Genomic DNA, 25,438 nt, shown 5'->3' with positions numbered 1-25,438 from the left:
TGGTGGAGGTGAACGACCGAGGGGGCCGGGAGACGGTTGAACGCGGTAGAACAAGGGGAGTCGGCACGGGGGAACGGCGTGCCGCGAGGAAGGGCGAAGGCGGTGCGTGGCATGTCTCCAGCCGAATCCCCCGTCGCCGGGGGCGACGAGCCGGTGCGCGGGCCCGTGGGTCCGAGCGGGCTCCTCGATGTGCTCGGCGTGGCCTCGGTCGTGCTGGACGTCGAGGGGCGCATCGTGCTGTGGAGCCCCCAGGCCGAGGAACTGTTCGGCTATTCGGCGCAGGAGGCGCTGGGCGAGTACGCCGCCCGGATCATGGTCCACGAGCAGCATCTGGACCTGGTCGTGAAGCTGTTCTCCGACGTCATGGAGACCGGTGAGGGCTGGGCGGGCGCGTTCCCCATCCGGCGCAAGGACGGCAGTACGCGCCTGGTGGAGTTCCGCAACATGCGCCTCCTCGACGACCAGGGCGATGTCTACGCGCTGGGCCTGTGCGCCGACCAGACGACGGTCCGCCGCCTTGAGCGGGACGTCGCCCTGTCCACGCGTACGATCGCGCAGGCCCCGGTGGGCCTCGCCGTCCTCGACACCGAGCTGCGCTATGTCTCGGCCAACCCGGCGCTGGCCCGGCTCAACGGCATCCCCGCCGAGGACCACATCGGCCACACCCCGCGCGAACTGCTGCCGGGCATGGACGCCGACGGCATCGAGGCGGCCCTGCGCACGGTGCTGGGGACGGGGGAGCCGATCGTCAACCAGCGCATCGTGGGCCGTACGCCGGCCGACCCGGACCAGGAGCACTTCTGGTCCATCTCGCTCTACCGCCTTGAGGACACGGCCGGGACGGTACTGGGCGTGGCCGGGATGGCCGTGGACATCACCGATCAGCACCGGGCCGCGATCGAGGCCGAGACGGCACGGCGCCGCCTGGCACTCATCGCCGACGCCTCCGCGCGGATCGGCACCACGCTGGAGCTGGAGATCACGGCGCACGAGCTGGCCGACGTCGCCGTGCCGGAGCTCGCCGATATCGCGGCCGTGGACCTGCTGGAGGCGGTGGTGGAGGGCAGACGCAGCACCCTCGGCCCCGCCGAGCCCGCGGTGCTGCGCTCCCTGGCCGTCCAGGCCGACCATGTCACGGTGGCGCTGGCCGCCGCCGACCAGCCCGGCGAGGTCGCCCGCTACGGCCCGGACCGCCTGGTCACCGAGTGCGTACGCACCGGCAGCCCCGTCCTGGTCGCCCGGGTCGAGGAGAAGGACCTGCCCCGTATCGCCCGCTCCCCCGAGGCCGCCGTGCAGCTGGGCCGCGCGGGCGTGCACTCCTATCTGGCGGTGCCGCTGATCGCGCGCGGCGAGGTGCTCGGCGCCCTCGACCTCAAGCGCACCCGCAATCCGCTGCCGTTCAGCGACGACGACCTGCTGCTCGCCCGGGAGCTGGCCGCGCGGGCGGCCGTGCAGATCGACAACGCCCGCTGGTACCAGAACGCCCGTGACACCGCCCTCACCCTCCAGCGCAGCCTGCTGCCCAGCCATCCCGCGGTGACCGGCGGCCTGGAGGTCGCCTCCCGCTACCAACCGGCGGGCGCCAGCGCCGAGGTCGGCGGCGACTGGTTCGACGTGATCCCGCTGGAGGACGGCAAGACCGCGCTCGTCGTCGGCGACGTCATGGGCAGCGGCATCGACGCCGCCACCACGATGGGCCGACTGCGCACCGCGACACACACCCTGGCCTCCCTCGACCTGGAACCGACGCGGCTCCTGGAACACCTCGACAAGATCACCGAGGGCCTCGACCACTCCATCGCCACCTGCGTCTACGCCGTGCACGACCCCAAGCTGCGGCAGGTCCGGATCGCCAACGCCGGCCATCTGCCGCCCGTCCGCGTCCGCCATGGCGTCAGCCCGGAACTCCTCGAACTGCCCACAGGAGCGCCCCTGGGCGTGGGCGGCGTCGCCTTCTCGACGACGACCCTCGACCTCGAACCCGGTGACCAGCTCGTCTTCTACACCGACGGGCTCGTCGAGACCCGCCAACACCCGCTCGACGAACGCCTCGACGCGCTCCTCGAACTCCTCGACGACCCCGACCGCCCCCTGGAGGAGTGCTGCGACCTCCTCCTGCGCACCCTTCACCAGCCCGACAACTCCGACGACGTGGCGCTGCTCATCGCGCGTGTGCTGCCGCCGGGTTGACCATGCGAGGGGCGTCCGTTTTTCACAGGAACTGATTACTCGCTCTTTACTGCCCGCAACCCACAATCACAGCAAGGCATGGCAGGCGGATGCCCGGTGCCGTGACCGATGGGAGCGAGCGGTGACACACGATCCGGATCACACACATGACACCGACAGCGACTTCGAGGTCCTGACCGGGCGGCGGCCCGTCCGCGCCCGGACCGTGACCGTGGTGGCAACGGCCGCCGTCCTGGCCCTCGGCGGTACGGTCGCCTACGCCGCGACGTCATCGGGCTCCGGCGGCGGAGCCTCGCCCGCGGCCTCCGGGTCGCCTTTGCCGGACACCCCCGGTGAACGGCATGGGCCCGGCCCGCGATTCGGCCTCGGCGGTGGCGGGGTGCACGGCGAGTCGACCGTCAAGGACCCGGACAGCGGCAAGTGGGTCGTACGGATCTGGCAGCGCGGCACCATCGAGAAGGTGGACGGCGACCAGGTCACGGTCAGGAGCGAGGACGGCGCCGAGTGGACCTGGACCGTCGGCTCGGACACCACCGTCCGGCATGAGGGCGACAAGAGTTCCGGTACCGAGGCCCTCAAGAAGGGCGAGGACATCTTCGTAGTCGGCACGCGGTCCGACGACGACACCAGGACTGCCTCCCGGGTGCTGGCGGGCGACTGGCAGGAATGGAAGAAGGGGAAGGGCAGGGACGGGGGGCCGGGCGAGTGGCGGGACAAGTTCGGCGGGCCGCGCCACTGGGACTGGCGGAACCCCGACCCCTCCGAGAGCCCTTCAAAGAGCGGCGCGGCGACCTGATCAGAGCCGGTTGAGGACCCGCCCGACCACGACCGTCGCGTACAGCTCCTCGGAGCGCGCCAGACGGGCCGACAGCCCACTGGCGGAGAAGGCTTCCAGGGCCGTGGGCGCCTGGCGTTCGCTCGTCTCGACGAGCAGGCAGCCGCCCGGCACCAGCCAGCCGGGCGCCTCGGCGGCGACCCGGCGCAGCAGGTCCAGGCCGTCCGAGCCGCCGTCGAGGGCGACACGGGGTTCGTGGTCACGGGCCTCCGCGGGCAGGAGTCCGACCTCGTCGGTGGGTACGTACGGCACGTTCGCCGCGAGGATGCCGACACGTCCGCGCAGGCTGCCGGGGAGCGCCTCGAACAGATCGCCCGCGTGCACCCGGCCGCCGTAGGGCGCCACGTTGCGGCGAGCGCAGCGCACCGCCGCCGGGTCGATGTCGGCGGCGTGCAGCTCGACCCGCCCTGGTGCGCCGAGTCCGGCGGCCAGTGCCGCGCCGACCGCGCCCGAGCCGCAGCACAAGTCCACGACCACGGAGGCGTCTGGCGCGAGGGCCAGGGCCTGTTCGACCAGGAATTCGGTACGGCGGCGGGGCACGAAGACGCCCGGCTCGACGGATATGCGCAGCCCGCGGAACTCGGCCCAGCCGAGGACGAGTTCGAGGGGCACGCCTGTGACGCGCCGGTCCACCATGGCGGCCAGTTCGTCCGGGGTGCGGGCGGTGGCCAGGATCAGCCGGGCCTCGTCCTCGGCGAAGACACAGCCGGCGGCGCGAAGCGCGGCCACGACGGCGTCCCGTGAGAGCGGCGGTGGGGAGGACGGCGAGGGAGGAGACAGAGGGGGCATGGAAGCCGAGAGCCTTTCGGAATCCGAAGGGTGCTCTCGCGGTCGCCTACTGGCGGTGATCCGCGCCGATCCGAGGAGCGAGCACCCGACCTGACACAGCGGTAATGGGTCTCACCTCCCTGGTCTCCGCAGCACCGGGACTGTCCCGGCCGGACGGCCAACCTTACCCCAATGATCACGGCGCCCCCTGGACGGCCGACGCCACCGGAACGCGTACGGTTGTACGAAGCACGTACCGATCACGCTCGACCGCGGGCCGTCGCTCACCACGGCCTGGAGGCACCTCCCGCATGAATGTCACCCGAGGCTTCACCGGACGCCCACGTGTCCGGAACGCCGCGCTGCCGCCCGGTCAGTACGACGCGGGCGACGACTGGCCCGTCCTGTCCGCCGAGGTCACGCCCGAGCTGACGCTCGCCGAGTGGTCGTTCCGCATCGACGGGCTGGTCGAGGAGCCGCGCGGCTGGAGCTGGGACGAGGCGCACGAGCTGCCCGCGTCGGTGTACGAGGGCGACATCCACTGTGTGACGAGCTGGTCGAAGTTCGGGGTCCGTTTCGGTGGCGTGTCGCTGGACGCCTTTCTCCATATGGTCCGGCCCCATGTGTCCGCCACACATGTCGTCGCCTACTCGCACAGCGGATACACCACCAACCTTCCGCTCGCCGACCTGACCGGGGGCCGGGCCTGGATCGCCTGGGAGTACGACGGGCGGCCGCTCGCGCCGGAGCACGGTGGCCCGGCACGGCTGCTGGTGCCGCATCTGTACTTCTGGAAGAGCGCCAAGTGGATCGCCGGTCTGCGGATCCTCGACCACGACGAGCCGGGGTTCTGGGAGCGGAACGGCTACCACGCGCGGGGCAATCCGTGGGAGGAGCAGAGGTACTCCGGTGACTGAGGTGACCGAACGATTCACTCCGCCGACGCGGTTCGCCGTGCCCGGGCGGATCGCGGTCGGCGAGCAGGCCGCCGCGGTGTGGCAGCCGGCCACGATCACCGAGGTCCGCCGTGAGACCCCGCTCGCCGCCACCTTCCGGCTGGCGGTGCCCGGCTGGGTGGGCCATCTGCCCGGCCAGCACCTGATGCTGCGGCTGACGGCGGCGGACGGCTATGTGGCCCAGCGCCACTACTCGATCGCGTCCGCGCCGGACGACTCCGGGCACATCGAGCTCACCCTGGACCATGTCGAGGGCGGCGAGGTGTCGGGCTGGTTCCACACCGTCGCCCGGCCCGGTGACACCGTGGAGGTGCGCGGACCGGTCAGCGGCTTCTTCGCCTGGCCCGGGGACCGGCCGGCGCTGCTGGTCGGCGCCGGTTCCGGTGTCGTGCCGCTGATGTCGATGGTGCGGCACCACCGGGCGCGGGGCCTGGACGTGCCGCTGCGGCTGCTGGTGTCGGCGCGCGGCCCCGAGGAGCTGATCTACGCGCGGGAGTACGGCGCCGAGACGACGCCCGTGTTCACGCGGAGGGCGCCGCAGGGTGTGCCGGTGGGACGTATGGCCGCCGCACATGTGGCGCCGCTACTGGCCGAGCAGCCTCCCGGTGGGTGGGAGGCCTATGTGTGCGGCTCCAACGGGTTCGCCGAGCATGCCTCGCGGTTGCTCGTGGCGGCGGGGCAGCCCGTGGACCGCATCCGGATCGAGCGCTTCGGCTGACCTGCGGTCCCTGCTCGGCTCAGGGGTACCTCCACGCTCACCGCCGAATCGGAAGGCCGGCTTCAGGCACGGTGTCCGATTTGCGGGGTACCTGGACGCCATGCGAAATCGGGTGCGTTACCGGCGCCCGCGGCCGAGTCCGCTGCGGCGCCGGTCGGATGTCGTGGAGATGTGGACGATGCTGGCGGTGGCCGTCCTGCTGTTCGTGGTCGCTCCGTCGGTCGGGGTGATGGCAGCCTGGTGGGCCCATGACGACGCCCTCGACACGGTCCAAGAGCAGCGCGCCGATCGCCGTCATATACGGGCCGAGGTGGTCGGCGGCACCTCCGGCACGGCTCCCTTGACGCCGACCGGACGACAGCCGTCCACCGAGGTGACGGTCCGCTGGAATGATCCGCTGCACGGCCCACGCACGACGACGGCACACGTCCCCGCCGACACCCGGACCGGCGAGACGATCGACATCTGGCTCAACTCCCGGAACCGCAGCGTCCCTCCCCCACCGGACGACACAGCGGTCTGGCAGCACACGGTCATCAGCGGCATGTGCGCGACGGGCGGCACGGTCGCTCTCATCCTGCTCGGCCATGGCGTCGTACGGCATTCGGCGATGCGGCGTCGGCTCGCCGAGTGGGACCGGGAGTGGGCGCGCACGGAGCCGCAGTGGACGGGCCGTCGGGCCTGAAACGCGGCGTCTCGTGGGGCTGCGGACCGACGCCGGGCGGAGCGGGCAGCGGCAGGCGGGTGTGGTGCGCCGTGCGCGGTGCTCCGGCAATCAACCCAGGGACGACAGACGGTCGTCGTCAACCTCGTCGATGCGCACGGGTGCGCCCGTCGTGACCGATCGGACCGCGGCGAGAGCGATGGACAGTGCGGCGCGGGCGTCCTGGCCGGTGGCGTGCGGGGTGCGTCCGGTGCGGACGCTGTCGGCGAAGTCGGCCAGTTCAGCGATGTAGGCGTCGCGGAAGAGGTCCTGGTCGTAGGTGGTGGCCTCGGCGTGGATGCCGTCGGGGCCGTATGAGGTCAGATGGGTGCGGCGGATGTCTCCCATGGTGAGCATGCCGTTGGAGCCGAAGACCTCCGCGCGGACGTCGTAGCCGTATACGGCCTGGAAGTTGGCCTCGGCGGTGGCCAGGGCGCCGTTGTCGAAGCGGACGGTGACCACGGCGGTGTCGAGCAGGCCCTGGTCCTTGAAGTCGGGGCGGACCAGGGCGTCGGCCATGGCGAAGACCTCGACGGGTTCAGCGCCGGGATTGAGGTAGCGCAGGGCGTCGAAGTCATGGATGAGGGTCTCCAGGAAAATCGTCCAGGGCGGGATGCGCGAGGGGTCGGCCAGCTTGGGGTCACGGGTGAGCGAGCGCAGCAGCTGAGGGGTGCCTATACCGCCGGCGGCGATCTTGTCGTGGGCTGTGCGGAATGCGCTGTCGTAGCGGCGGTTGAAGCCCACCTGGAGCGGCACACCCGCTTTCCGGGCGGCGGTGATGGCCCGGTCGGCGTCGGCGAGAGTGATCGCCATGGGCTTCTCGCAGTAGACCGCCTTGCCCGCCCGGGCCGCGGCTTGCACCAGGTCCGCGTGGGTGCGGGCCGGGGTCGCGATGACGACCGCGTCGATGTGCGGATCGGCGAGGAGATCGGCGACGTCGGTGTAAGCGATGGGGCAGCCGAGCCGGTCACCGAGAGCCCGGGCGGCACCCGGGGCCGGGTCGGCGAGGGCGCCGAGGCGGACGCCGGGCAGTCGGCGGGCGAGGGTCTCGGCGTGGAAGGAGCCCATCCGGCCGGTTCCGATCAGGCCGATGGTCACGGGGCGCGAGGTGGTCATTCGGGTTCTCCGTACCGATGGTCGGGGGCGAAAAGTGAGGGTCAGAGGGTGAAGGCGGCGCGGAAGCGGTCCAGTGCGCTGTCGCTGTCCTTGGAGGCCCATGCCTCCATGGCGACGGTGCCGTCGTAGCCGAGATCGGCGAGGGCGCGGGCGATGGCCGGGTGGTTGATCTCTCCGGTGCCGGGTTCGCAGCGGCCCGGCACGTCGGCGACCTGGATCTCGCCGATCAGCCCCTGACCGTGGGCCCGGCGGACGAGTTCGATCAGGTTCCCCTCGCCGATCTGGGCGTGGTAGAGGTCCAGGTTCATCCGCAGGCCAGGCCGGTCCACGGCGGCGGCGACGAGGGCCAGGGTGTCGGCCGCCTTCGCGAACGGCACCCCGGGGTGGTCGACGGCCGTGTTGAGGTTTTCCAGGGTGAAGGTGACCTGGGCGTTCTCGCCCAGCTCCGCGATGCGGCCGAGCGTGTCGCGGGCGGCGGCCCACATCTCCCGCGTGGGCTCGCCCTTCACCGGCGCCACCGGGAGGCCGTCCCCGTCCAGACCGGTGCCGTGCAGGTTGAGCCGGGGACAGCCGAGCCGGTCGGCCGCGTCGATCGACACTCTGGCGGTGCGCAGCAGTTCGGCAACCCCGTCCGGGTCGGTGAGGTCGCCGCGGACGTAGCCGGTCATCGAGGAGAACTCGGCCGGGGTACGGGCCAGGGCGTCGAGATCGTGCCGGGTCCAGTCCCAGATCTCGACCTGGAAGCCCTCGTCATGCAGGCGTCGTGCCCGCTCGTCGATGGACAGGTCACGGAAGACCATTTCGGCGCAGACCGCCAGTGTGAACATCGTCGTCCGCCCTTCTCGGGTACTAGAACGTTCTAGAAGCACGCCGTCAGTACGCCAGGCCTCGGCCCCGCATGTCAAGACATCCGGGCTAGAACGTTGCAGTAGGTCTGACCTGAGAGTTCATCCCTCGACTACGATCGTCGGCGGACAGCACACTCGATGAGCAGGGAGGGCCGCCGTGCCACCGACCCCCGCGGTTCCCGACGGCCGGAGGGCGACCCTCGCCGATGTCGCCGCGCAGGCCGGCGTCTCGGTCGCGCTGGTCTCCATCGTGATGCGCGGCGCCAAGGGCGCGAGCCCCGCCACCCGCGAACGCGTCCTGGAGGCCGCCCGCGCGATCGGCTACCGCCCCGACTCCCGGGCCAGAATGCTGCGCAGCAACCGCACCCACCTGCTCGGCGTGCAGTTCGAGATCCAGGAGCCGTTCCACACCGATCTGGTGGAACACCTCTACGCCGCCGCCGAATCCGTCGGCTACCAGATCGCCCTCAGCGCCGTCGCCGCCAGCCGCAGTGAGCGCCAGGCCGTCGAATCACTTCTCGGCGACCGCTGCGAAGCCCTGATCCTGCTCGGCCCTCAGGCACCCGCCGCTCGCCTCGCGGAACTCGCCGCACTTCTGCCCGTCGTATCCGTGGCCCGGCGACTGCGACCGCCCGTCCCCGGCGTCCACGTCATCCGCACGGCCGACGACGAAGGCGCCCGCCAGGCCGTCGACCACCTCGTGTCCCTCGGCCACCGCGACATCGCCCATATCGACGGCGGCAAGGCGCCCGGCGCCGCCGACCGGCGCCGCGGCTACCGCACCGCCATGAACCGCCATGGCCTGGCCGACAGAATCCGCGTCCTGCCCGGAGGACTCACCGCACAGGACGGCGCCACGGCAGCCGACGCCCTCCTTGCCGCCGGCGCCCGGCCCAGTGCGGTCCTGGCGTTCAACGACGCCTGCGCCACCGGTGCCCTCAGCACCCTCTTCCGCTCTCGTGTATCGGTTCCCGAGGAGATCTCCGTGGTCGGCTTCGACGACAGCCGCCTGGCCCGCCTCCCCCACGTCGACCTCACCACCATGGCCCAGGACATCGCCCGCATGGCCGAACTCGCCGTCACCCGCGTCACCGAACGCCTGGAAGCAAGCGACACCCCGACCGGACAGGACATCGTCGCGCCTCACCTCGTCATCAGGGGAACCACAACCGCGGCGACGGCGGGCTGACGATCGCCCATTCCGCGGTCACCGAGTATCGAGGTACCAGGACAAGCCCAGGCCTCGGCTACGCGTCCCGCTGCATCCGGCGAGCGATCCCGCCATGCACCCGCAAGGCATCCGCAAGGGCGCTAAGCCGCGGCTCCCCGCGATCGACCAGCACCCGCCCCCCGACCACCGTCGTCCACGCCCGGGCGGGCCCGCAGCGCAGCCACGCCTCCACCAGGTCGCTGAACGCCCCCGCGAGCGCGACCTCGTGCTGGTCCCAGACGACCAGGTCTGCGCAGGCGCCGGGCCGTAGATGGCCCAGTTCGTCGTCCCGGCCGAGGCAGCGTGCCGAGCCTCGGGTGGCGATGTCGAGGGCGTCGCGGGCGGTCATGGCGCCGGGGCCGCCCCGGTAGCGGCCGAGCAGCAGCGCGGTCCTGGTCTCCAGCCAGAGGGAGGCGTGGTCGGTGGACGCGGAACCGTCGCAGCCGATACCGACGGGCAGTCCCAGCTCACGCATCTCCTTCACGCGCGCGGTGCCGCCGCCGATCAGCATGTTGGAGCTCGGGCAGTGCGCCACGCCGACGCCCGCGGCGGCCAGGCGGCGCAACTCGTCGCCGGTCGGGTAGATGCAGTGCGCGACCCAACTGCGGTCGCTCATCCACCCCGTCGCCTCGAAGTACTCGACGGGACGACAGCCGTAGGTCTCCAGGCAGTACGTGTCCTCGTCGTGGTCCTCGGCGAGATGCGTATGCAGACGTACGTCATGGCGCTCGGCGAGTTCGGCGGTGGCCGTCATCAGCGACTTGGTCACCGAGAACGGCGAGCAGGGGGCGAGGGCGACGCGCACGAGCGCGCCCGGCGAGGGGTCGTGATGGGCCCTGATCAGCCGTTCGCTGTCGGCGAGGACCTCGTCCTCGGTCTGTGTGACGCTCCTCGGCGGCAGCCCTCCGTCCTCCACCGAGCGGGTCATCGATCCCCGCGTGGCATGGAAGCGGAAGCCGATGTCGCGGGCGGCGCGGATCTCGGCGTCGACCAGGTGCGGGCGGGGGTGGACGTAGAGGTGGTCGGAGGAGGTGGTGCAGCCGCCCATGAGCAGTTCGGCCATGCCGACGTACGCCGACACATAGGCGGCTTCCTCGTCCAGGCGCGCCCAGAGCGGGTAGAGAGTGGTGAGCCAGTCGAACAGGGAGCCGTTCACGGCAGGCGCGTAGGAGCGGGTGAGGTTCTGGTAAATGTGATGGTGGGTGTTGATCAGGCCGGGGGTGACCAGTCGCCCGGCCGCCGAGAGGGTGGTACGGGCCTCCGGCTCGCTCCCCGCGGCGCCGACACCGGTCACCCGACCACCGCTGACGGCCAGCCAGCCGCCCGGGATCTCCCGCTCTCCGTCCACGACCAGCAGTTCGGCGTCCCTGACCAGCAGCTCCGCGGGCCCGGTCGGGGGTTCGACGGCAGTCGTCATGGCGCCATCGTAGGTGCTCGGCACGGCGGGGATCTGGCGAGTGCTCCGATCATCCACGTACGGTGTGATCATCCGCGGTCACTCATCGCAAAGGCGGTTCTCCATGGCCCTGTTCGACCTTCCGCTTGACGAACTGCGCGAGTACCACAGCGAGTCCGTCGAGCCCGAGGACTTCGACTCGTTCTGGTCCAAGACCCTTGAGGAAGCGCGCGGGCACGACCTGGACGCCCGTTTCGAGCCGGTCGACACGGGCCTGTCCACGGTCGAGGTGTACGACGTGACGTTCGCCGGGTTCGGCGGGCACCCGGTGAAGGGCTGGCTGCGGCTGCCGGCCGGGGCCACGGAGCCGCTGCCGCTGGTCGTGGAGTTCATCGGCTACGGCGGCGGGCGCGGCCTGCCGCATGAGAACCTGTTGTGGGCCTCCACGGGCCGGGCGCACTTCATGATGGACACGCGCGGCCAGGGCAGCGCTTGGGGCGGTGGCGGTGGGACGCCGGACCCGGTGGGCGCCGCGCCCGCGTTCCCGGGGTTCATGACGCGCGGCGTCGACGCACCCGAGAACTACTACTACCGCCGGGTGTTCACGGACGCCGTACGGGCCGTCGAGGCCGCCCGCTCGCACCCCCTGACCGACGCCTCGCGCACGGTCGCCCTGGGCGCGAGTCAGGGCGGCGGCATCACCATCGCGGTCGGCGGCCTGGTGCCCGACCTCGCGGCGATCGCACCGGACGTACCGTTCCTGCTCGACTACCCGCGCGCGGCCACCCTCACGGACCGTCACCCGTACCGCGAGATCGGCCTCTACCTCAAGACGCACCGGGGCCGCTCCGAGGACGTCCTGCGCACCCTGTCCTACTTCGACGGTGTCCACTTCGCGTCCCGTGGCCGTGCGCCCGCCCTCTTCTCGGCGGCCCTGGAGGACCAGACCTGCCCGCCGTCCACGGTCTTCGCGGCCTTCAACGCCTGGTCCCACGACGACAAGGCCATCGAGGTGTACGACTTCAACGACCACGAGGGCGGCGGCCCGTACCACGAGGCGACCAAGCTGGACTGGCTGCGCACGCGCGCCTGAGGGGCGATGCGGATGGAGACGCGTGCGGCCGCGGAGCGGTTCGTCCGTGTGTGGCAGCGAGCCTGGGCGGAGCATGACGTGGACGCGTTGCTGGAGCTGTACGCCGAGGACTGCATCCACCGCTCGATGCCGTTCCGCGAGCCGCATCGGGGGCGTGCCGAGTTGGCCGCGTATCTGCGCTGGTCGTTCGCCGACGAGCGGGTGACCGATGTGCGTTTCTCGGCCCCGGTCGTCGGCGCGGACGGTGTGGCCGTGGCCGAGTTCCGGGTTCTGACGGAGGAGGAAGGCGTACCGGCCACGCTCGCCGGATGTGTCTTCGCCCGGTTCGGCGCGGCGGGGCTGGCCGTGGAGACGCGGGACTACTGGCACACGGTCGAGGGGCACCGGGAGCCGGAGGGCGCGCTGTTCTTCATCTGAGCGCTTTCCGTTGGGCACCTTTCGCCCAGTCCGACCAGTCGGTACGTTCAGGGAGCCCGGGCCGGGCGAGAACGCGGCCCGGGTTTCCGGCGGACGACGACCAGGGGTGGGCCATGGCAGAGCACGAGGCACAGGTGCACGGGCAGTGCGATCCGCGGTTCGCGGCGGTGCGGACGGCGTTCGAGGCGAACTTCCGGGAGCGCGGGGAACTGGGCGCCGCGGTCGCCGTCACCGTGGACGGCAGGACGGTGGTGGACCTGTGGGGCGGCTGGGCCGACGCGGCACGCACCCGCCCGTGGGAGCACGACACGCCGGTCAACCTGTGGTCGACGACCAAGGGCCCGACGGCACTGTGCGCGCACATCCTCGCCGACCGGGGGCTGCTCGACCTCGACGCCCCGGTGGCCACGTACTGGCCGGAGTTCGCCGCTGCGGGCAAGGAGCAGATACTCGTACGGCATCTGCTCTCGCACCGGGCAGGGCTGTCCGGGCTGCGCGAGCCGCACACCTTCCAGCAGCTCTGCGACTGGGAGTTGACAACCCAGCGGCTGGCGGCGATGGAGCCGTGGTGGGCGCCGGGGACGCGGTCCGGGTACCACGCGTTCACCTATGGCTTTCTGGTCGGGGAGGTCGTGCGGCGGGTGTCGGGACTGCTGCCGGGGGCGTTCCTGGAGCGGGAGGTGACCGGGCCGCTCGGGATCGACTTCTCGATCGGGTTGCCGGAGAAGGATTCGGGGAGGGTGGCCGAGCTGGTGCAGCCGCCGGTCGAGCGGACCAGTGAACAGGCGGCGATCTTCAGCCAGTTGGCGCCCGCCGCCCTCGCCGCGCTGACCAACCCGGTCCTCGGCGCGGCCCAGGCCAACTCGCCCGAGTGGCAGGCCGCCGAGATCCCGGCCGCCAATGGGCATGGCACGGCGCATGCGGTGGCGGCGCTGTACGGGATCTTCGCCGGGCGTGGGTCGTACGACGGTCATCGCGTCCTGTCGCCGGAGGCGGCCGAGCGGGTGCGCGAGGGGCAGGGCAGCTGCCGCGATCTGGTGCTCGGGGCCGGGTTCGAGAACGAGACCGAGGTCGCCCTCGGCCTGTGGCTCAGCGGGCCGAACGGGTCGTACGGGCCCAACCCGCGGGCTTTCGGACACGACGGCTTCGGTGGCTCGTGCGGTCTGGCGGACCCGGAGGCCGGGGTGTCGCTGGGCTATGCGATGAACCGGATGGGGCCTCATATCGCGGACGACCCGCGGAAGATGGCGCTGATCGACGCCCTGTACCGCGCCTTGTGAGGCACTGATCGGCGCGCACTGTTTCGGCCGAACTGACAGACCACCCTTCCCTGCTGGTTTAGACCAATGCTAGATCTGGTGACGCAAAAGAACCCGCACGACTACGACACGTCACCACAGGAGGCGCGGCATGGCCCGCACCACCCCGCACGACCGCCCGCTCACCGAAGGGCAGCCGCTGTACTGGAGGATCGCCACCCAGTTGCTCGACGAGCTGCGCGACGGGACCGTGCCGCCCGGTGAACGGCTGCCGGGGGAACGGCAGTTGGCGGAGCACTTCGGGGTCAGCAGGGAGACGGTACGGCAGGCGCTGGAGGTTCTGCGGCGCAGCGGTCTGGTCGCCACCGACCGGCGGGGCAGTCATGCCACGCTGCCCGGTCTGCCGGTCGAGACGGCCGCGTCGCTCACCTTCCCGGTCGGCGCCCGGAGCGCCGGCCCGGACGCCGCGGACCGGGCCACGGTCGCCTGGGAGGCTCCCCCGCCGGAGCACGCCGAGGCCCTGGGACTCGCCCCGCACCGGCAGACCCTGGTGCACCGCTACGAGTCGGCGGGCGCGGACGGCGGCGGCCGGCGTACGGCGGTGACCTCCTTCTCCGCGGTGGCCCTCAGCGAGGTCGCGGAACTGGCCCGCTATCGCGACCGCACCGACGGCACGGGCTCGGCCCAACTGCGCCGCGCCTACGACTGGATGCGCAAGGCGGGCCTCACCCTGCACCACCGCGACGCCATCACCCGGGTCCCGGGGGCGTCCACGGTGCGGGTGACCCGCTGGGTCCGCGACCAGTACGCCCGCCCCCTGGAGGTCACGGACCTGGTCGTGGACGCCCAACAGGACGCCCTGGTCTACGAGTTCACGCTCCCGGCAGCGGGCTGAGCACACGCGTCACCCGCGACGGCCGGACCCGCCCGCCTGGTCCGGCCGTCGCGCCACGACCATCCGCACCCGCGGGCTCCCGTCGCTCCGCAGCCCGAACTCGGGCAGGGCCTGGTGTCCCACCTCGAACCCGGCACGGTCCAGTTCGGCGCGTACCTCCCCCAGCCGGAAGGCCCGGTAGTACATGACGAACGGCGGGCGCCACACGGCGTTGCGCACCCGCATGACCGTGTCGAAGCCCAGCAGCATCCAGTAGGCGAGGTCCGTCGGCCGCGGCGGCGCCACGACCGGGAACGCGAAGCACCCGCCGGGCCGGAGCACGGAGTGGACCTGGGCGAACAGGCCCGGCAGCTCGCGGGGCAGGAAGTGCCCGAACGCCCCGAAGCTCACGACGAGATCGAAGGCGGGCGCGAAGGGCAGCGCTCGGGCATCCGCGCGGACCCATGCGACGCGCGGCTCCCCCGCCGGAGCCCGCCGCCGGGCGACGTCCAGCATCCCGGCGCTGAAGTCGACGCCCGTGACGCTGCGCCGGCACACCTTCGCCAGCACCTCCACACCCGCCCCCGTGCCACAGCACAGGTCGAGCCCGTCGTCATACGGGCCGGTCCGGGCGAGCGCCGCCGCGACCGCGTGGAGCACCGAGTCCGGCGTACGGAAGGGCGTGTGGTCGAACTTGGGGGCGAGCAGGTCGTAGCCGCGCTCGACGGACGACAGGGCCTGTACGGCGAGTTCGCGCAAGGAGGGGCCTTCGGGGCTGAACATCCGGATCACCCCTGGGCGACGCGCTGCTTCAGCACGGTCAGGACGCGCTCGCACCAGCGCAGGATCTCCTCCTCGAAGGAGATTCCGGCCAGCAGCGTCAGATACGGCCCGACACGGTCGGCCTCCCGCAGGTACTCGTCCTCGGTCCGGCCGTCGAGCAGGCGCTCACGAACACGTTCGTAGCGGCCGAGTTTGCCTCGCGCCCAGGTCACGCGCTCCTCGATCAGGGCGCGGGTGGCCTCGGGGTCCTCCATCGCCTGGAGCTTGATCAGGAGTTCGTCACGGATGGCGGTGGGCCGCCTGGGCGGCTCGGCGGCGAAGGCACGCAGGTCCTCGCGTCCAGCTGCGGTGAGCGTGAACATCCGCTTGTTGGGCCGTCGTTCCTGCTGTACGAACCGGGCCTCGACGAGGCCGTCCTGTGCGAGGCGCTCCAGCTCCCGGTAGAGCTGCTGCGGGGTCGCGGGCCAGAAGTTGGCGAACGAGATGTCGAAGACCTTGGACAACTCGTAGCCCGAGGCCTCGCCCTCCAGGAGTGCGGCGAGGACAGCGTACTTGAGGGACATGTGGACACGGTAACAGCAGGTGATTATTCTCATCCACACCTACTCAACTAATTGACTATGAGGTGATCCGATGCGCGCGTTCCGCGAGGCAGTCGAGGCAGGCGACGCCGATGCCATCGAGGCGCTGCTGGCCGAGGACGTCGTCTTCACCAGCCCGGCCGTGTTCAAGCCGTACGCCGGGAAGGCCATCACCGCGGCGATCCTGCGCGCGGTCGTGCGGGTCTTCGAGGACTTCCGCTATGTGCGCGAGATCAACGACCCGGGCGGCCGTGATCACGCGCTCGTCTTCACCGCACGGGTGGGCGACCGGCAGATCACCGGCTGCGACTTCCTGCGGCTGAACGAGGACGGCCTGATCGAGGACTTCATGGTGATGGTCCGGCCGCTGTCGGGCCTGCAAGCGCTGGCGGAGGCGATGGGGGCGCAGTTCGAGCGGATCGCGAAGGAGGCGGAGGCACGGTCGGTGTGACGACCGCGGGTTCAACCGCCCAGGCGGAGCCCGGCGAGCCAGACGTCCGGTGTGGTGGGTTCGTCGCCGGGGGCGGACGGCGTTCGGCGGGCCCACACCAGCGAGGCGAAGAGCTGGTGCAGTCGGCGGCGCGTGAGGGTGTTCGTGGCCATCGGGGCCTCCGGTGTCGTAGGGGCGTGTTTGGCGTGTTCACCCCACCGACGAACGGCCGCTACGCGGATCGACACTCCGCGAGCCGCCTTTCGAGAAACCTCCGTTCCGCGTCGTTCTCCACCAGCTCCAGTGCCCGCCGGTAGGCCTCGGCGGCCTCCTTCGTACGGCCGCTGCGGCGCAGCAGGTCGGCGCGGGTGGCCGCCAGCAGGTGGTACCCGGCCAGCTCGCCCTCGTCCTCCAGTTCCGCCACCAGGGCGAGGCCCGCGTCCGTACCCTCGGCCTTGCCGACGGCCACCGCGCGGTTGAGGCGGACCACCGCGGAGGGCACGAGACGGGCCAACTCGCCGTACAGGGCGGCGATGTCGGCCCAGTCGGTGTCCTCGGCGCTGGAAGCCTCGGTGTGACAGGCGGCGATGGCGGCCTGGATCTGGTACGGCCCGGGGCGACCGCGCCGCAGAGCGGTCTGAAGGAGGGCACTGCCCTCTTCGGCCTCCCCTCTGTCCCAGGCCGTGCGGTCCTGTTCCTCCAGGGTGACCAGCTCTCCCGCCGCGTCGACCCGGGTGGCCCGGCGGGCGTCGTGCAGCAGCAGAAGCGCGAGCAGGCCGAGGACTTCGGGCTCGTCGGGCATCAGGCGGGCCAGGACGCGGGCCAGCCGGATCGCCTCGGCACAGAGGCCGGTGCGGACGAGATCGGCGCCCGCGGTGGCCGCGTACCCCTCGTTGAACAGCAGGTAGATCACGCCGAGCACCCCCGTGGTGCGCTCGGGCAGAAGGTGCGCGGGCGGTACCCGGTACGGGATTCCGGCGTTGCGGATCTTCCGCTTGGCCCGCACCAGACGCTGCGCCATCGTCGTCTCGGGGACGAGGAAGGCGCGGGCGATCTCCGGTGTGGTCAGGCCCGCGAGGGTGCGCAGGGTGAGCGCGACCCTGGCCTCGATGGGCAGCGCGGGATGGCAGCAGGTGAAGATCAGCCGCAGCCGGTCGTCCTGGACGCCGCTGTCGTCCTCGGAGTCGTACGACGGTTCGTCGCGGGTCCGCACGGCCACCTCCCGGAGCTTCGCCGCCCCCACCGCCTCCCGGCGCAGTACGTCCAGGGCGCGGTTGCGGGCGGTCGTGGTCAGCCAGGCGCCGGGGCGGCGCGGCACTCCGTCGCGCCGCCACCGGTCGAGGGCCTGGGCGAAGGCGTCCTGGGCGCACTCCTCGGCGAGGTCCCAGTCGCCGGTCACCCGGATGAGGGTGGCGACGACTTGGCCCCATTCGGCGCGGAAGGCGGCTGCGACGGCCTCCTCGACGCCCTGCACGTCGTTCACTTCGTTCACTCCCAGACCGGCCGCACCTCCACCGAGCCACCGGCCAGCGCGGCCGGATGCCGGGAGGCGAGCGCGATGGCCTCGTCGAGGTCGGCGACCTCGATGATGTCGATGCCGGCGACGTACTCCTTGGACTCCACGAACGGCCCGTCGCTGAGCAGGACTTCATCGCCCTGGACGCGGACGGTGGTGGCGTCGGTGTAGGGCCGCAGCCGGGCCCCGCCCTTGACGATGTCGCGGCTGCGGACCTCTTCGATGTACGCGGTGAAGCGCGGGTCGGCGGCGATCTCCTCGGGGCTGAGCTCCTCGCCGTCGACGGGGGTGCAGATGAACAGGGCGTACTTCATGACCGCTCCTCGGTGTCGGATGAGGTGGCAGAAGAGACGTGCTCGTGGGCGATCAGCCAGCGCAGGCCGATGTTGCGGTAGCCGCGGGTGATGTGCAACAGGTTGTCCGAACCGGTGACGCGTACGAGGGCGTGGCCGAAGGCGATGCTCTCGTCGACCTGGACCTGGAAGTCCGGCACCTCGCGGGTGACGGGGCCGGTGACATCGCTGAGCCGCTTGCGCAGGGCGCTGACGCCTCGGTGTTCACGGCCGTTGACGAAGACCGCCGCGTCCGGGGCGTAGCAGGCCACCATCCGGTCGATGTCCCCCTCGGCCGCTGCCGCCGTCAGTTCCGCGTCGAGCGCGCGGATCTCCCCCTCGGCGTCCTCGTCCTCGTAGAACGGCCGTACCTCCATGGCCCCGATGGCGGCCACGGGATGCCGGGCCGCCGCCTCGATCGCCTCCTCCAGGCTGTCGCACTCGAGGATGTCGAACCCCGCGACATACTCCTTCGTCTCCGCGAACGGACCGTCGCTGCGCAGCACCTCGCCGTCGCGCACCCGCACGGTGACAGCCTGGGCGGGGAGCGCCAGCCGGTGGCCGTGCAGGCGTACCCGGCGGTCGTCGAGGTCCGTCACCCACGGCTCGACGGGGGCCATGCCCGAGGCGTCGGCTGTGTCGTCGCCGCAGACCAACAGCATGTACTTCATCGGTTCCTCCCGGTCGTCCTGAGCTTCCTACACTCCACCGACGAACAGGACCGGCCGGACTCGACACCCGGGACGCACGGAATAGTGGAAGCCCCGGGCGCGTTCCCCCTACCGAGAGACCACTCGCCACGCGCCGAATCGCCGTGGTACGGTCCCGTCAGCACTTGTGTACGCCCCTTCCGGGGCGCCGGTGCCAGTTCTCCTTCAGTTCGCCGGTCGTCGCACCGGCTTCTCCTCACCACCTCGTGACCAGCGGTTTCGCCGTACCCGAGGTGCTGTTTCCCGCCGCCCGAAGGCGTTCTGTCGGCCTTCCCGATGTCCGCGGCACTCCCCTTCCTTCCGCATGTCTCATGCCTTCCGTCCTTGAAAGGACCCAGCACCATGACCACCACACTCGAACATCCCACAGCCCAGCAGCAGCCCCCGGTCCGCGCCGTCACCGGTGTCCTCGACATCGACGCGAACGGAAAGGGGCACCTGCGCGCCGAGAACCTGCTGCCCTCGCCCACCGACCTTCAGGTCTCCCCCGCGCTGATCCGCAGCCACGGCCTGCGCAAGGGCGACCTGGTCGACGGCGTACGCGGCACCCAGCGCGCCCTCACCGAAGTGGCCCGCGTCAACGGCCGCAATCCCGACCGGAACCGGCGCCGCTTCGGCGATCTGACGCCGCTTCACCCGCGTGAGCGCATCCGGCTCGAACACCCGGCGTCCGGTCTGACCGGCCGGGTCGCCGATCTGATCGCACCCGTCGGCAAGGGGCAGCGGGGTCTGATCGTGGCGCCGCCCAAGACCGGCAAGACGGTCCTGCTGCAGCAGATCGCGGCCGCCGTCGCCGGCAACCACCCCGAGTGCCGCCTGATGGTGGTGCTCCTCGACGAACGCCCCGAGGAAGTGACCGACATGCGGCGCTCGGTGCGCGGCGAGGTGTACGCCTCGACCTTCGACCGGGCGCCCAGGCAGCACATCGCGCTGGCCGAGCTCGTCATCGAACGGGCCAAGCGGCTCGTCGAGGCGGGCGAGGACGTCGTGATCCTGCTCGACTCCCTGACCCGGCTGTGCCGGGCCCACAACAACGCGGCCGCGTCCGGTGGCCGCACCCTCAGCGGCGGCGTCGACGCGGCCGCGCTGCACGGGCCGAAGCGGTTCTTCGGCGCCGCGCGCCTGGCCGAGGAGGGCGGTTCGCTCACCATCCTCGCCACGGCTCTGGTGGAGACCGGCTCCCGCGCCGACGACTTCTACTTCGAGGAGCTCAAGAGCACCGGCAACATGGAGCTGCGGCTGAACCGGGAACTGGCCTCCCGCCGAGTGTTCCCGGCCGTCGACATCAACCCTTCCGGCACCCGCCGCGAGGAACTCCTGCTGCCCCCGGCCGAGTTGACCACCGTACGCGGCCTGCGCCGGGCCCTGCAGACCCGGGACGGCCAGACCAACCTGGAAACCCTGCTGGAGCGGATGCGCGAGACACCGGACAACGCCACCTTCCTCCGACGCATCCAGCCGACGCTGCCCGGCGAGTGACACGCCGGGGCATCGCCCGTACGGGTGCCGACGCGCCCCGAACGGCCCGGCCGGCGTGGCCCGGGGCGGGTCCGTTCCTACGTTGGCGATATGAAGATCGGATCTACTTCCCGGGCCCTTGTGTCCGTCTGCGCGCTCTGCGCGACCGGGCTGCTGGCGATCGCGCCCGCCGCCGCGGCCGTCCGCACCGGGCACGACCCCGCACCGCCCGGCGAACCACGGGCGGCGGCGACCCCACGGCCCTCGCTGCTGTACCGGTCCGGCCTCCAGGTTCGGCCGCACTCCGGGGCGCCCCGGATTCCGCGGCTCTCCGCACTGTCGTGGCTGGTGGCGGACGCCGACTCGGGTGAGGTCCTCGCCGCGTACGACGCGCACCGCAGACTGCCGCCCGCCAGCACCCTGAAGACGCTGTTCGCCCTCACCCTGCTGCCGTCGCTGCCCGCCGGCGTCCCGCACACCGTGCGCGCGCAGGACCTGGCCGGGATCGGGCCCGGCAGCAGCATGGTCGGCGTCGCCGAGGGACGGACGTACCGGATCGCCGATCTGTGGCGCGGGGTGTTCCTCAGTTCCGGCAACGACGCCGTGCGGGTGCTGGCCACGCTCAACGGCGGCTGGCGTGCCACGGCCGAGCGTATGCAGACCAAGGCGCGTGCGCTGGGCGCCCTCGACACGCGTGTCCTGTCGCCGGACGGCTACGACACGCCCGGCCAGGTGTCGTCGGCGTACGACCTGGCGGTGTTCGGCCGGGCGGGGCTGCGCAACGCGGAGTTCGCCCGGTACTGCGGCACGGCCGAGGCGATGTTCCCGGGCGGGGGCGGCTGGCAGTACGAGATCCGCAACACCAACCGGCTGCTGACCGGTGCGGACGGCGTGACGCCTTATCCGGGGCTGATCGGCGTCAAGAACGGCTACACCAGCGAGGCCGGCAACACCCTGGTCGCCGCCGCCCGCCGGGGTGGTCGCACCCTCGTGGTGACGGTGCTCAACCCCCAGGCGGGCGGGTTCGCCGTCTACGAGGAGGCCGGGGAGCTGCTCGACTGGGGGTTCGGGGCGGCCGGGCGGGTGGATCCAGTGGGGTCGCTCGACGGTTTGCGGGCCAGGCCCAAGCCGGGGCCCGCGGCGGTACCGGTGGCGGCTGCGGTCGCGCCCGAGGGCGAGGTCGGCTGGGCGGCAGCCTGCGCGATCGCGGGTGCCGCGGGGGTGGGGGCCGGTGCGGTGTCGCTGGTGACCCGGGGCAGGACCGAGCCGTCGGAGTCCGACTGACCGACCGGCAGCCACAGCAGCAGACCGAGCGTGATCCAGGCGTAGATGTTGCTGCCGAGGAAGCCGTCGACGCCGGAGGCATCGTCGAACCACAGCCACACCACACTGGTGCACAGCACCGCGTACAGAGCGGCGGCGACGCGGCGGTGTCCGCGACGGACCAGGACGGCGAAGGACGGCAGCAGCCACACCAGATGGTGGACCCAGGTGATCGGGCTGACCAGGCAGGCGGTCAGCCCGGTCAGTGCGAACGCCGCCGTCCAGTCCCCCGCGACGACCGCACGGCGGGTGCGCGCCACCCAGACACCCAGCACGACAAGGACCACGACCGCCCAGACGGCCCGGCTGGTCACGTCGAGGCGGGCGAGGATGCCCTGCAGGGACTGGTTGGAGACATAGTCGAGGCGGCCCACCCGGGTGGTGTCCCACATCGCGTGCGTCCAGTAGAACCGGGACGCGTCCGGCGCCACCCAGGCCGCCACCGCGGTCGCCGCTGCGGCCACGGCCGTCGCCACACCGGCGGCACGCCAGCGCCGGGCCACCAGCAGCAGGCCGATGAACGCGGCCGGGGTCAGCTTGATCGCGGCGGCGAGGCCGATGCCCACACCGGCCCAGCGTTCCCGCCCCGTGCTCAGCAGCCAGCAGTCGAGCAGCACCAGGGCCAGCAGCAGGATGTTCACCTGCCCGAAGCTGAAGGTGTCCCGCAGCGGTTCGAACAGGGCAAGCCCGCAGACGGCGAGCGCACAGCCGTACCAGCCGTACCGCCGCCAGGCCTGCCCGGCCAGCACCCGCAGCGCGAAGGCCAGCGCCGCCACATTGAGCAGCAGCGCGAGCGCGATGGCGACATGCAGGTCCACCAGCGCCATGGGCAGCATGACGACGGCGGCGAAGGGCGGGTAGGTGAAGCCGTAGGTCGTGCCGGGCACGTGGTAGTCGTAGATACGGCCGTCGTGGTGGATCCAGCTGTCGATGGTGCCGTAGTAGACGCGCAGGTCGAACCAGTCGCGCAGCAGCGGCACGGTGGCGGTGAAGACGGTCACGGCGGCGGCGAGGACGAGGACCAGTGCCAGCCGGCCGCGGTCGGTGCGGGGAAGCCTCATGCCGTGCGCTCCATCGCCGGGGCCTGCGCCGCCAGATGCGCCTGCCACAGGACGACCACCGCGAGCACGCCACCGGATACCGCCAGCACCAACTGCCCGACGTCGGCGGAGCTGCCGCTGGGCAGCACGGCCAGCGCGAGCACTCCCGTCAGGGCGGCCACACGGTGCCGTACCGAGGTGCTGGGGGCAGCGGCGGCGATCAGGAACAGGCCCCACAGGGCGTACCAGGGGCGGATCGCCGGTCCGAAGGCGGCCACGGCCGCGAGGCTCAGGCCGAGCGCGTACACGGGGCGCGGACGCCAGCGCCACCATATGAGGGCCACCAGGACCGCCGTGAGCACAAGGCCGAAGGTGTGCCACACCGGGACCGCCAGCGGCGCCAGATCGCTGCCGGCCCGCTCCAGCATCGAGGCGGTGGCCCGGCCCAGCAGGCTGGTGAGCGCCCAGTTCTGCGCGGAGACCGGTGTGTCCAGGGCGCCTATCCAGCCGTATCCCGTGCCCGCCACGGCCGTGGCGGCGACCGTGGTGGCGGCGGACGCGGCGGCCGTGCTCAGGACCGCCTTCGCCGGGTGGTGGCCGGCGCGCATCTGAAGCAGGACGACGGCGACGAGGCCCAGCGCGGCGGGCGCCTTGACCAGCGCGGCCAGCGTGACCAGTACGGCCCCCAGCATGGGCCACCGGCCGAGTGCCGCCACCAGGCCCGCGCCCAGCAGACCCAGCATGATGGCGTCGTTGTGGGCACCCGCGACCAGGTGCAGCAGCACGAGCGGGTTCAGGGCGCCCAGCCACAGCGCGGCGGACGGGTCGGCTCCGCTGTGCCGTGCCAGGCGCGGCAGCGCGGCCGCCATCAGCGCCACCCCAAGTAGCGCTATCAGCCGCATGCCGAGGAGCCCGGCGGGCAGTTCGCCGCGTGTCGCGCCGGACAGCACGGAGGCGACACCGAGGAACACAGGGCCGTACGGGGCCGCCGTGTGCCGCCAGAGCGGGGCGACCTCGTCCGCGAGCGGGCCGCCGAGGTGGGAGGGGCCGTACGCGTACACGTCGATGTGTGCGTCGACCATGGCGCCCTGCGCGAGGTAGCTGTACACGTCCCGGCTGAACAGCGGCGGCGCGATCAGCAGCGGGGTGGCCCAGACGGCCAGCACCAGCAGCAGGGCACGCGGGGACGGCGGGTCGGCGCTGCGCACGAGCCGGCCCAGCAGCAGCCACGCCGCTATCAGCAGGACGACGCCGAAGTACACGCCGACCAGGCCGAGGGCGGCGTGCACCGAGCTCGGAGCCAGGAGTTCCCGGACCGGCAGCGCGCCGGATGTCTCACCGCCCAGGGCGAGAAAGGCGGTACCGGCCAGACCGAGAATCTGACAGCGGCGGAGATCGACGGGGAAAGCCATGGCCAACACTCGGTCAGCGTGTCAACGACGGGTGGCCGTCAGTTGACGGCCGTCTCTCTGAGGGGGGTCCTTGGTGTGTCCGGCGCGTGATCGACTGCGTGCCCTTCAAGGCACCTCAACGCCCCCATCTAGAACACTGACAGGCCCGTCAACGTCGTAAATCGGTCCAGGGCCGCCACCCCTGCCACCGAATTGCCCCGTTCATCCAAACCCGGACTCCATACGCACAGCGTGCACCGCCCCGGTACCACCGCGATGATTCCGCCGCCCACCCCGCTCTTACCTGGCAGACCCACCCGATACGCGAAGTCGCCCGCCGCGTCGTACGTCCCGCAGGTCAGCATCACCGCGTTGATCTGTTTGGCCTGGCTTCTGGTGAGGAGGCGGGTGCCGTCGGCTCGGACGCCGTGGCGGGCCAGGAAGGAGGTGGCCAGGGCGAGGTCGGCGCAGGATGCCGTGAGGGAGCACTGGCGGAAGTACTGGTCGAGCAGGGCCGGCACGGGGTTGTCGATGTTGCCGTAGGACGCCATGAAATGGGCGAGGGCGGCGTTGCGGTCGCCGTGTGCCGACTCGGAGGCGGCGATGTCCTGGTCGAAGTCCAGGGTCGGGTTGCCGCTCTCCGCGCGGAGGAAGGCCAGCAGTTCCCCGGCCGCGTCTCCGGTACGGGTCTGGAGGCGGTCGGTGACGACGAGGGCGCCCGCGTTGATGAACGGGTTGCGCGGGATGCCGTTCTCGTACTCCAGCTGGATCAGGGAGTTGAAGGGGTTGCCGGAGGGCTCGCGGCCCACGTGCTCCCAGAGTGCGTCGCCCTCGCGGGCCAGGTCGAGCGCGAGGGTGAAGACCTTGGTGATGGACTGCGTGGAGAACGGCTCGCGCCAGTCCCCCACGCCGTACACCGTGCCGTCGAGTTCCGCGACGGCCATGCCGAAGGCCCGAGGGTCGCGGGCCGCGAGCGCCGGGATGTAGTCGGCGGGCCGGCCACGGCCGGGGGTCCGCCCGATCTCCTCCGCGATGCGCTCCAGGATCGGCTGGAAGGTCAGTGACGACGTCGGCGCTGCCATGATCACCATTGTGCCTCCCGGCCGGTCCCGGTGCGCTTCAGGGATGTGGGGGACGGATCAGGCCAGTGCCTGGCCGCTGCCCGCGACGACCTCGGGCCGCAGCAGGTCGGCGAGGGCCTCGGCGGGCAACAGGCCCTTCTCCAGGACCAGTTCGGCCACGCCCCGGCCGCTGGAGAGTGCCTCCTTGGCGATGTCGGTGGCGGCCTCGTACCCGATGTGCGGGTTGAGGGCGGTGACGAGGCCGATGGAGTTCTCCACGGTCCGGCGCAGCGCCTCGGTGTTGGCGGTGATGCCGACCACGCAGCGCTCGGCGAGGGTCACACAGGCGTTGCGCAGATGCGTGATGCTCTCCGAGAGGGAGTGCAGGATGATCGGCTCGAAGGCGTTGAGCTGGAGCTGTCCGGCCTCG

25 protein-coding genes and 2 pseudogenes are annotated in these 25,438 nt (G+C 71.8%); 13 read left to right on the top strand and 14 right to left on the bottom strand.

Annotated elements, in window-relative coordinates; genetic code table 11:
* Positions 1–111: 111 nt before the first annotated feature.
* On the top strand, positions 112–2,190 hold the full coding sequence (locus IE325_RS26795) for a SpoIIE family protein phosphatase (protein ID WP_190072637.1): 2,079 nt from the start codon (positions 112–114) through the stop codon (positions 2,188–2,190).
* 121 nt (positions 2,191–2,311) lie between these two features.
* A complete protein-coding gene (locus tag IE325_RS26790) occupies positions 2,312–2,986 on the top strand; it encodes a hypothetical protein (RefSeq protein WP_190072636.1) in 675 nt (224 codons plus the stop codon).
* Here IE325_RS26790 and IE325_RS26785 read toward each other — a convergent pair whose 3' ends face one another.
* Positions 2,987–3,814: a putative protein N(5)-glutamine methyltransferase gene (locus tag IE325_RS26785; protein ID WP_190072635.1), complete on the bottom strand. Its 828-nt coding sequence runs from the start codon at positions 3,812–3,814 to the stop codon at positions 2,987–2,989.
* A gap of 290 nt (positions 3,815–4,104) precedes the next feature.
* Between IE325_RS26785 and IE325_RS26780 the strand changes: the two genes are divergently transcribed.
* The 3 genes from IE325_RS26780 (at position 4,105) to IE325_RS26770 (ending at position 6,152) form a co-directional block, all read left to right on the top strand.
* Entirely contained in the window at positions 4,105–4,710 is a 606-nt protein-coding gene (locus IE325_RS26780) for a sulfite oxidase-like oxidoreductase (RefSeq protein ID WP_190072634.1), read from the top strand.
* Position 4,711: 1 nt separating this feature from the next.
* The gene (locus IE325_RS26775; protein WP_190072858.1) at positions 4,712–5,467 is read left to right on the top strand and encodes a ferredoxin reductase; all 756 of its coding nucleotides are present in this window, start codon (positions 4,712–4,714) and stop codon (positions 5,465–5,467) included.
* 100 nt (positions 5,468–5,567) lie between these two features.
* Complete coding sequence (locus IE325_RS26770) at positions 5,568–6,152, top strand: Rv1733c family protein (protein WP_190072633.1); 585 nt, start codon at positions 5,568–5,570, stop codon at positions 6,150–6,152.
* Positions 6,153–6,242: 90 nt separating this feature from the next.
* On the opposite strand, the gene IE325_RS26765 is transcribed toward IE325_RS26770, so the two are convergent.
* Both IE325_RS26765 and IE325_RS26760 read right to left on the bottom strand, forming a co-directional pair.
* Entirely contained in the window at positions 6,243–7,286 is a 1,044-nt protein-coding gene (locus tag IE325_RS26765) for a Gfo/Idh/MocA family oxidoreductase (protein WP_190072632.1), read from the bottom strand.
* Positions 7,287–7,327: 41 nt separating this feature from the next.
* Complete coding sequence (locus IE325_RS26760) at positions 7,328–8,113, bottom strand: TIM barrel protein (protein ID WP_190072631.1); 786 nt, start codon at positions 8,111–8,113, stop codon at positions 7,328–7,330.
* 178 nt (positions 8,114–8,291) lie between these two features.
* On the opposite strand from IE325_RS26760, the gene IE325_RS26755 reads away from it, so the two are divergent.
* A complete protein-coding gene (locus tag IE325_RS26755; protein WP_190072630.1) occupies positions 8,292–9,323 on the top strand; it encodes a LacI family DNA-binding transcriptional regulator in 1,032 nt (343 codons plus the stop codon).
* A gap of 58 nt (positions 9,324–9,381) precedes the next feature.
* Here IE325_RS26755 and IE325_RS26750 read toward each other — a convergent pair whose 3' ends face one another.
* The gene (locus tag IE325_RS26750; protein WP_190072629.1) at positions 9,382–10,761 is read right to left on the bottom strand and encodes an 8-oxoguanine deaminase; all 1,380 of its coding nucleotides are present in this window, start codon (positions 10,759–10,761) and stop codon (positions 9,382–9,384) included.
* A gap of 103 nt (positions 10,762–10,864) precedes the next feature.
* Between IE325_RS26750 and IE325_RS26745 the strand changes: the two genes are divergently transcribed.
* The 4 genes from IE325_RS26745 to IE325_RS26730 all read left to right on the top strand — a co-directional run bounded on the left by IE325_RS26745 (position 10,865) and on the right by IE325_RS26730 (position 14,404).
* Positions 10,865–11,833: an acetylxylan esterase gene (locus IE325_RS26745; protein ID WP_190072628.1), complete on the top strand. Its 969-nt coding sequence runs from the start codon at positions 10,865–10,867 to the stop codon at positions 11,831–11,833.
* 12 nt (positions 11,834–11,845) lie between these two features.
* Positions 11,846–12,250, top strand: coding sequence for a nuclear transport factor 2 family protein (locus IE325_RS26740; RefSeq protein WP_190072627.1), 405 nt, complete (start codon positions 11,846–11,848; stop codon positions 12,248–12,250).
* A 113-nt stretch (positions 12,251–12,363) separates the two neighbouring features.
* Positions 12,364–13,530, top strand: coding sequence for a serine hydrolase domain-containing protein (locus tag IE325_RS26735; RefSeq protein ID WP_190072626.1), 1,167 nt, complete (start codon positions 12,364–12,366; stop codon positions 13,528–13,530).
* A 130-nt stretch (positions 13,531–13,660) separates the two neighbouring features.
* A complete protein-coding gene (locus IE325_RS26730) occupies positions 13,661–14,404 on the top strand; it encodes a GntR family transcriptional regulator (RefSeq protein ID WP_190072625.1) in 744 nt (247 codons plus the stop codon).
* A gap of 9 nt (positions 14,405–14,413) precedes the next feature.
* On the opposite strand, the gene IE325_RS26725 is transcribed toward IE325_RS26730, so the two are convergent.
* Together IE325_RS26725 and IE325_RS26720 are read right to left on the bottom strand one after the other, a co-directional pair.
* Positions 14,414–15,166 (bottom strand): class I SAM-dependent methyltransferase, encoded by a 753-nt coding sequence (locus IE325_RS26725; RefSeq protein ID WP_190072624.1) that lies wholly within the window; start codon positions 15,164–15,166, stop codon positions 14,414–14,416.
* 5 nt (positions 15,167–15,171) lie between these two features.
* Positions 15,172–15,729, bottom strand: a complete 558-nt coding sequence (locus tag IE325_RS26720) for a PadR family transcriptional regulator (RefSeq protein ID WP_190072623.1) — start codon at positions 15,727–15,729, stop codon at positions 15,172–15,174.
* A 70-nt stretch (positions 15,730–15,799) separates the two neighbouring features.
* On the opposite strand from IE325_RS26720, the gene IE325_RS26715 reads away from it, so the two are divergent.
* Positions 15,800–16,198 (top strand): nuclear transport factor 2 family protein, encoded by a 399-nt coding sequence (locus IE325_RS26715; protein ID WP_190072622.1) that lies wholly within the window; start codon positions 15,800–15,802, stop codon positions 16,196–16,198.
* Between the two features lie 11 nt (positions 16,199–16,209).
* Here IE325_RS26715 and IE325_RS26710 read toward each other — a convergent pair whose 3' ends face one another.
* The 4 genes from IE325_RS26710 to IE325_RS26695 are packed head-to-tail and all read right to left on the bottom strand — an operon-like array spanning position 16,210 to position 18,696.
* The gene (locus IE325_RS26710) at positions 16,210–16,350 is read right to left on the bottom strand and encodes a hypothetical protein (protein ID WP_190072621.1); all 141 of its coding nucleotides are present in this window, start codon (positions 16,348–16,350) and stop codon (positions 16,210–16,212) included.
* 59 nt (positions 16,351–16,409) lie between these two features.
* Positions 16,410–17,669, bottom strand: coding sequence for an RNA polymerase sigma factor (locus IE325_RS26705; RefSeq protein ID WP_373315225.1), 1,260 nt, complete (start codon positions 17,667–17,669; stop codon positions 16,410–16,412).
* Positions 17,666–18,007, bottom strand: coding sequence for a YciI family protein (locus tag IE325_RS26700; RefSeq protein WP_190072620.1), 342 nt, complete (start codon positions 18,005–18,007; stop codon positions 17,666–17,668). Before IE325_RS26700 ends, IE325_RS26705 begins: the two co-directional genes overlap by 4 nt.
* Positions 18,004–18,696, bottom strand: coding sequence for a YciI family protein (locus tag IE325_RS26695; protein ID WP_190072619.1), 693 nt, complete (start codon positions 18,694–18,696; stop codon positions 18,004–18,006). The genes IE325_RS26700 and IE325_RS26695 overlap by 4 nt, the downstream gene beginning before the upstream one ends.
* Positions 18,697–19,077: 381 nt before the next feature.
* Here IE325_RS26695 and rho point away from each other — a divergent pair, with 381 nt between their 5' ends.
* Both rho and IE325_RS26685 read left to right on the top strand, forming a co-directional pair.
* Positions 19,078–20,214, top strand: a complete 1,137-nt coding sequence (gene rho / locus IE325_RS26690; RefSeq protein ID WP_190072618.1) for a transcription termination factor Rho — start codon at positions 19,078–19,080, stop codon at positions 20,212–20,214.
* A gap of 90 nt (positions 20,215–20,304) precedes the next feature.
* A pseudogene (locus IE325_RS26685) lies at positions 20,305–21,144 on the top strand (D-alanyl-D-alanine carboxypeptidase family protein); the annotation flags it as partial.
* 80 nt (positions 21,145–21,224) lie between these two features.
* Here IE325_RS26685 and IE325_RS46855 read toward each other — a convergent pair.
* From IE325_RS46855 to aspA, 4 genes and pseudogenes are all read right to left on the bottom strand, one after another.
* Positions 21,225–22,577 (bottom strand): glycosyltransferase 87 family protein, encoded by a 1,353-nt coding sequence (locus IE325_RS46855; protein ID WP_308437684.1) that lies wholly within the window; start codon positions 22,575–22,577, stop codon positions 21,225–21,227.
* Positions 22,574–23,968, bottom strand: a complete 1,395-nt coding sequence (gene mptB, locus IE325_RS26680) for a polyprenol phosphomannose-dependent alpha 1,6 mannosyltransferase MptB (RefSeq protein ID WP_190072616.1) — start codon at positions 23,966–23,968, stop codon at positions 22,574–22,576. Before mptB ends, IE325_RS46855 begins: the two co-directional genes overlap by 4 nt.
* A 128-nt stretch (positions 23,969–24,096) precedes the next feature.
* Positions 24,097–25,038, bottom strand: a complete 942-nt coding sequence (locus IE325_RS26675; RefSeq protein ID WP_190072615.1) for a glutaminase — start codon at positions 25,036–25,038, stop codon at positions 24,097–24,099.
* A gap of 48 nt (positions 25,039–25,086) precedes the next feature.
* A pseudogene (aspA, locus tag IE325_RS26670) lies at positions 25,087–25,438 on the bottom strand (aspartate ammonia-lyase); the annotation flags it as partial.

Source organism: Streptomyces lanatus (assembly GCF_014655715.1).
GTDB lineage: Bacteria > Actinomycetota > Actinomycetes > Streptomycetales > Streptomycetaceae > Streptomyces > Streptomyces lanatus.
Note: the sequence above shows the minus strand (reverse complement) of the source record. Positions and strands in the feature narration are given on the sequence as shown.